4 protein-coding genes, 1 tRNA gene and 1 other RNA gene are annotated in these 5950 nt (G+C 60.1%); 3 read left to right on the forward strand and 3 right to left on the reverse strand.

Annotated elements, in window-relative coordinates; translation table 11 throughout:
- Positions 1–522: 522 nt before the first annotated feature.
- Positions 523–1074 (reverse strand): LemA family protein, encoded by a 552-nt coding sequence (locus PMX72_RS10075; protein WP_082421874.1) that lies wholly within the window; start codon positions 1072–1074, stop codon positions 523–525.
- Positions 1075–1285: 211 nt separating this feature from the next.
- Between PMX72_RS10075 and PMX72_RS10080 the strand changes: the two genes are divergently transcribed.
- Positions 1286–1870 (forward strand): TetR/AcrR family transcriptional regulator, encoded by a 585-nt coding sequence (locus PMX72_RS10080; protein ID WP_052044212.1) that lies wholly within the window; start codon positions 1286–1288, stop codon positions 1868–1870.
- Between the two features lie 3 nt (positions 1871–1873).
- Here the strand turns inward: PMX72_RS10080 and PMX72_RS10085 are convergent.
- Positions 1874–1963 (reverse strand) — tRNA-Ser (locus PMX72_RS10085).
- 51 nt (positions 1964–2014) lie between these two features.
- On the opposite strand from PMX72_RS10085, the gene tadA reads away from it, so the two are divergent.
- Both tadA and ffs read left to right on the forward strand, forming a co-directional pair.
- Positions 2015–3796, forward strand: a complete 1782-nt coding sequence (gene tadA / locus PMX72_RS10090) for a tRNA adenosine(34) deaminase TadA (RefSeq protein WP_271729911.1) — start codon at positions 2015–2017, stop codon at positions 3794–3796.
- A gap of 454 nt (positions 3797–4250) precedes the next feature.
- Positions 4251–4346, forward strand: an RNA gene (gene ffs, locus PMX72_RS10095) — signal recognition particle sRNA small type.
- Positions 4347–4695: 349 nt separating this feature from the next.
- Here the strand turns inward: ffs and PMX72_RS10100 are convergent.
- Positions 4696–5679 carry a hypothetical protein gene (locus tag PMX72_RS10100; RefSeq protein WP_271746216.1) on the reverse strand — a complete coding sequence of 328 codons (984 nt, stop codon included), beginning with the start codon at positions 5677–5679 and terminating at the stop codon, positions 4696–4698.
- Positions 5680–5950: the final 271 nt, after the last annotated feature.

Below are 5950 nucleotides of genomic sequence, written 5' to 3' on the forward strand. Positions count from 1 at the left end.
CCGGCGCGTCCTCGGACATGCAAGAAGCCCTCGCTGCGCACTTCGTGCGGCGAGGGCTTCTTGCGTCCTGCGGAGTGCGCCGGGAGGGAGCTTGCTCTCCGCCCTGCGGGCTCGGCGATGTCACAACGAACAATAATTAATCTGAATTAAAGATGGTGCGCGGCCTTTTAGCCGCGCTTTTGTTTTGGTTCGCGCCATGTGGGGGTGGTGGCGACGTGCATTTTTGCGAGTATTCTGCAATCGAAGGCCCCTGCATACCGGCTTCGGGCAAAAAATCGGGAGTTCTCGATGTTTTCTACGAATGATGGGCGGGGTTATGGGCTGACAGCGTTTGATTTGCAGGGATATTCGCGGTCTTTGGCATTTATCGTGGCGTCCGAAGCTCTTGGTTATGTTGAATACTCCTAAAAATGCACGGCGCTTAGAGGGGGACCTTCGCGAAAAAGGAAACTGCCCCGTCGAAGTATGCATTCGACGGGGCAGTTTATGCATTTGGTCGATTAAGGATGCGCTGCCAAACTACTAGAACTTGACGGTCGGGGCCTGGCGGGCTGCTTCGGCGGCCTCGAAGCCCTGGCGCTCCTTAAACTGGAAGATGCCGGCAAAGATGACAGCCGGGAACGTCTGAATGGCGTTGTTGTAGCTGAGCACGCAGTCGTTGTAGCTTTGGCGTGCATAGCTAATCTTGTTCTCGGTATCCTCGAGCGATGCCTGCAGCTGCGTAAAGTTGGTGTTTGCCTTAAGATCGGGATAGGCCTCGGCTACGGCGAAGAGCTGACGCAGCGCACCGGTCAGCACGTTGTCGGCTTCCATCTTGGCCTCGGGCGTAGTGGCCTTGACGGCGGTGTTACGCGCGCTGATCACGGCGGAGAGCGTCTCCTGCTCGTGCTTGGCGTAGCCCTTGACGGTCTCGACCAGGTTGGGGATCAGGTCGTTGCGGCGCTGCAGCTGCGTATCGATGTTCTGCCAGGCGTTATCGATGCGGTTACGCTTGGTGACCATGTTGTTGTAGATGCCGGCGATGGCGCAGACAATCACAATGACAACAACGATGCCGATGATGACGGTAATCATGATGTCTCCGTTTCGAATGGCCGCGGCGGCATGCGCCAGCTGCCGTTGGTATAACGCTACTAGTATACCCGCAACGTTTTGCCGTGCCGAACTTTCCGGTAAGCGTTGTGTTTTCGGCGGGGTTGGCACCGGGGCAAAGCGCGCGAGGTACAGGTGTAAGATATGCGACAGATTGACGAGTGTTGTCTTTGCCCTGAGGATGGCGATACCAGTGGACCTTCGCATTAAGAAAACCTACCGCGCCCTGTTCGATGCCTTCACCGAGCTTCTCGAGGAGCATCGTTTTGAGGACCTGACGGTTGCCATGCTGTGCGACCGCGCCATGATTCGCCGCACGACCTTCTACAAGCACTTTCGCGACAAGAACGATTACTTTGCCTTTTATATCGATGAGCTCATGTCGGGCTTGCCGCAAAAACAGCCCGATGAGGCCGGCGCGGTGTCTGCCGAGGACGTGCGCGCGCTTCGACACGCGATTTTGGACGATGCCATGGATTTGATTCTGGCGCACGAGCGGCTCATGGATAACATTTTGGCGAGCAGCATGTCGGGCATGTTGACCAACGTTATTTGCGACCGCATTGCCCGCTCCATCCGCGAGCGTGTGATGAACGTGCTTGCCGAGGATGCCCTGGCCCCCGTGTCACTCGAGACGACGTCTGAGTTTGTCGCCGGCGGTATTATTCGACTTTTCACGATATGGTGGGAATCGGGCCACGATCTTGAGCGTCGACCTGAGATAGCCGACGTGGTCGATGCGCTGTTTGAGCGGACCATGACACCGGTGCATCACTAGGAGTGGCGGAGAGAGGGGGATTCGAACCCCCGGAACGCTCTCGCGCTCAACGGTTTTCAAGACCGCCGCATTCAACCGCTCTGCCATCTCTCCGTGAGTCGTAATGATAGCATCGTTTTGAATTTGCAACAGGGAAGGCGAACGATGACGATCACCGAAATCGACGAGAAGTTCATGCGCGAGGCGCTGGCGGAGGCGCGCGCCGCCGCGGCGGTGGGCGAGGTGCCCATCGGTGCCATAGTGGTGCGCGACGGCGAGATCGTCGCGAGGGCGCACAATCGGCGCGAGCTCGACCAGGATCCTTCGGCTCATGCAGAGTTCGCGGCCCTGTGCGCTGCCGCTCGGTCGCTCGGTCGCTGGCGCCTTTCCGATTGCACGGTCTACGTGACGCTCGAGCCATGCTGCATGTGTGCGGGGCTTATGGTTAACGCGCGCGTGGGGCGTTGCGTGTATGGCGCGGCTGATGCCAAGGCGGGCGCGCTGGGATCCCTATACGATTTGAATGCCGACTCGCGCCTGAATCATCGGTTCAATGTGACCGCCGGCGTACTGGCGGATGAATGCCGCGAGCTGCTGAGTAGCTATTTTGGCGGTCTGCGCGGAGCGGGCGGCGCTGATTGCGGTTGCGGTGCCGATCTTGAAGCGCACGCCGCTCACGCCGCAGCGCTTGCAGGTGCCGGCGAGGATGCTGGCACGGCGGTTGACTTTGGTCCTGCGTGCCGCCGGCCCCGTCGTGTGCTGCTGGCGATCGACTCCTTTAAGGGCAGCGTGTCGAGTGCGCAGGCGGAGGCGACGGTTGCCGAGGGCGTGCGCCGCGTTTGGCCCGATGCCGAGGTGCGTGCATTGCCGCTGGCAGATGGTGGCGAGGGAACGCTCGATGCCATCGCCGCATGCGGTGGCGAGCTCTCAACCTGCGATGTCGCAGGCCCCTTGGGCGACCGCGTGTCTGCCCGGATGCTGGTGGACGACGAGCGCGACTCGGCTGTAATTGAGATGGCCGAGGCGGCGGGTATTGGGTATTCGCCTTGCACGGAGTCGTCGGCGCTGGCTGCTACAACCTATGGCGTGGGCGAGCTGATGCTCCGTGCGGTTCGTGCCGGGGCAAAGACTATCTATATTGGCTTGGGCGGCAGCGCCGCCAACGATGGTGGCGCCGGTATGCTGCAGGCACTGGGCGCGCGTGTGGTCGATGATCAGGGCTGCGATGTCGCCCCCGGTCTTGCGGGCCTTGAACACGTGGCGAGCGTTGATTTGGCGCCAGCGCTTCGGGCGCTGAACGGCGCGCGTGTCGTGGTGCTTTCTGATGTCGAGAACCCACTCGTGGGGCGCCGCGGTGCGCTGGCAGTGTTCGGTGGACAGAAGGGTCTGCCGGCGGATGATGCCGAGGCGCTGGGCAAGTACGACAGCTGGATGGTCGGCTACGGCCGCCTGCTCGATGCGGCAATTACCGGGGTGCGGGCTCAGGGATTGTTGCGCCTGCCCGAGGGTGCACGGACATTTGGCTCGGTGCTCGGTGTGCCCGGTGCCGGTGCTGCCGGCGGCCTGGGTGCCGCGCTGCTGGCGCTCGGTGCCGAGTTGCGTTCGGGCGTGGAGACGGTGCTCGATCTGATTGGGTTTGACGAGCGCGTACGCGATGTCGACCTGGTCATTACGGGCGAGGGCAATATGGACGAGCAATCCGCCGCCGGTAAGGCGCCGGTGGGCATGGCCCGTCGCGCGAAGCGATATGGCAAGCCGGTGGTCGCCGTCGTGGGCGGGCGCGCCGTCAACCTGGATGCGGTGTATGAGCAGGGTATTGACTTGGTTTTGCCGATTTGCCGCAAGCCCATGCCTCTCGACCAGGCGCTCGGTGCGCAAGAAGCCACAACCAACCTCATCTGCGCTGGCGAGGCAGCTGCCCAAGCCTACGACCTCGCCCGCCTCTAAGGCCTATCTCCCTATAAGTTGCGGTGAAATACGGAGTGTTTTTGCCTTTAAGGTGCCAATTCAGTCCGTATTCCACCGCAACTTCGAGAATGTCCATTCGAGGTTGGCTGCCTTGGGTCTTGGGTCGGACCGTTTGCCACGAAATGCGACCATCTACTACGTTAAACCGGCCACCCTCGACCATTCCGGAATTTGCAAAAACAAAACCGCAGGTAGAAAGCTTGCCGATTTTCGAAAAAGTCGGCTATGGTTGACCCCTGTGGCCTAAACGTAGTAGATGGGCCCTTTTCGTGGCACAGCACCAGATCAGTCTATTTAGGACGGGGCCTCCTTGACTACTTTCGCCACCCTGATGCCCCACCAGTCAAAAAGTAGTCAAAAAAGCCCCGTCCCAAATTAGCTGTCTTGCCCCATCGGGCGGGAGCGGGTAAGATATACCGAGCGCCTAGCGCGTTCGATGGGTTCGGATGACGACATGTTCCGAATCTGGTCAGGTCCGGAAGGAAGCAGCCATAAGGAGCCTCTGTCGGGCATCCGAATCCATCGAGTGCGCAGGCGCTTTTTGGTGCCGCGGCTACCCGCGAGTGCCGGCAGGGCGCTTGGTGTCTCGCTGGTCCTCGGCTTTGCCTGCGGGATCGCTCGACTACCAAGCGCCCTGCCGGCACTCGCGGGTAGCCAACCAAAACCGCCTGAAGGGTCACATTTATCTGAATTATTTAATCCCGTGCCTTTTGCTGCTCGGTGGCGTTGTCTGGGCATTGATGGCTACGTGGTTCAAGAGGCGGCGGTGCTGTTGCTTGAATTATTGTAGTTAAAGAGGCCCGTTTCCCTGGGTTGGGGAAACGGGCCTCTTTTTGTCTCTGGGCTTGTGGATTGGTGAAGGCAGAATGCTCTGTCGGCTATTTTGAGTTCTTGATGCGGCGTGTAGCCGTGGCGGTTATTCCGAGGCCTGCGGCGGCGACTGCTGCGAGTGCGATTGCGCTCGGTGCAGTGTCGCCCGTGTTTGCGAGCTTGCCGGGCTTGCCGCTGTTCGCGTTCGCTTGCTTGGTGGAGCTCGGCGTGGCGCCTTTGCCGGTCGCGGGCGAGCTGGCGGGCGGTGCCGGTTCGGCGGGTTGCGCCGAGTTGGAGGGAGGCGTCGTCTCGGTCGGTTGCGTTATCTCGGGCGAGGTGACCTTGTCTGCCGCGGCTTTCGCCTCTTCGTATGCCTTGCAGGCGTCGTCATAGGCCGCTTGCGCCTTTTCCAAATCGTCGAGGAGCGCATCTCGCTTGGCTACGTCCTCATCGATGTGGGCTTTGGCTTTCTCCGCCTCACTTTCGAAACGCTGAACCTGTCTTTCCTGGCTTTCGAGCCGGCGTTGGCAGTGGTGAAGATCATCTTCACAAGATTTTTCTCGCCTTTCTGCCGACATGATCTCACTTCGCAACTGCTTAATAGTTTCGTTAGAAGCTCCGTCGTCGATTGCCTTATTTAATTCTGCCTGAAGGCCGCTTGTCCGGTTGTGGGCCTCATCGTATTTGGCTTGGGCTGCATCGACGTTCGCTTGCATGGCGGGAAGGGGTTTCCTCCATTTGGCGGCTTCCGTCACCACCATGTCGTAGATCTCTTGAAAAGCGGCAATGTCATCATCGATTACCGCAAGTTTCTCAGGACTTGCGGCGTCTTTTGCGGCCTCGAGGGTTTTGAGCGCTTCCTGCATGGCTGCATACGCTTTTTCTTTTGCGGCGGCCGCATCTTCCGTCTGCAAGGCAACTGCACCGGTGGGGGAACTGGTTTCTGCCGCGATCGCCGTTACGGGGGGGGGGGCGATTCCCGCGACAAGCGCCGCGGAAAGGGCGATGCCCACAGTTGCTCGTCTTGCTCTTCTTGCGAGAATGTCGTTCATCTCGGCACCTCATTTCAAGGGTCGGCGGCTCGGCTGGTAGCGCTACTGTAAGTATACCAAGCGATTGGCGCGCCGCTGACCGGGCATGCGCACCCCTCCGCTTCTCTGGAAACCGACCTTGATTATCAACTTTATCCGAACACCTCCCACATTCATCCGTACATGTACGGATGAATGTGGGAACCCGATACCCTGAGGGCCGGATCGGCCGGCCCCGGGAGATCGGAGGACGGCATGTCCGGAAAGAAGAAAAGGGGCTCCGCAAGGGCGG

Source organism: Collinsella aerofaciens (genome assembly GCF_028207065.1).
Classification (GTDB): domain Bacteria; phylum Actinomycetota; class Coriobacteriia; order Coriobacteriales; family Coriobacteriaceae; genus Collinsella; species Collinsella aerofaciens_AR.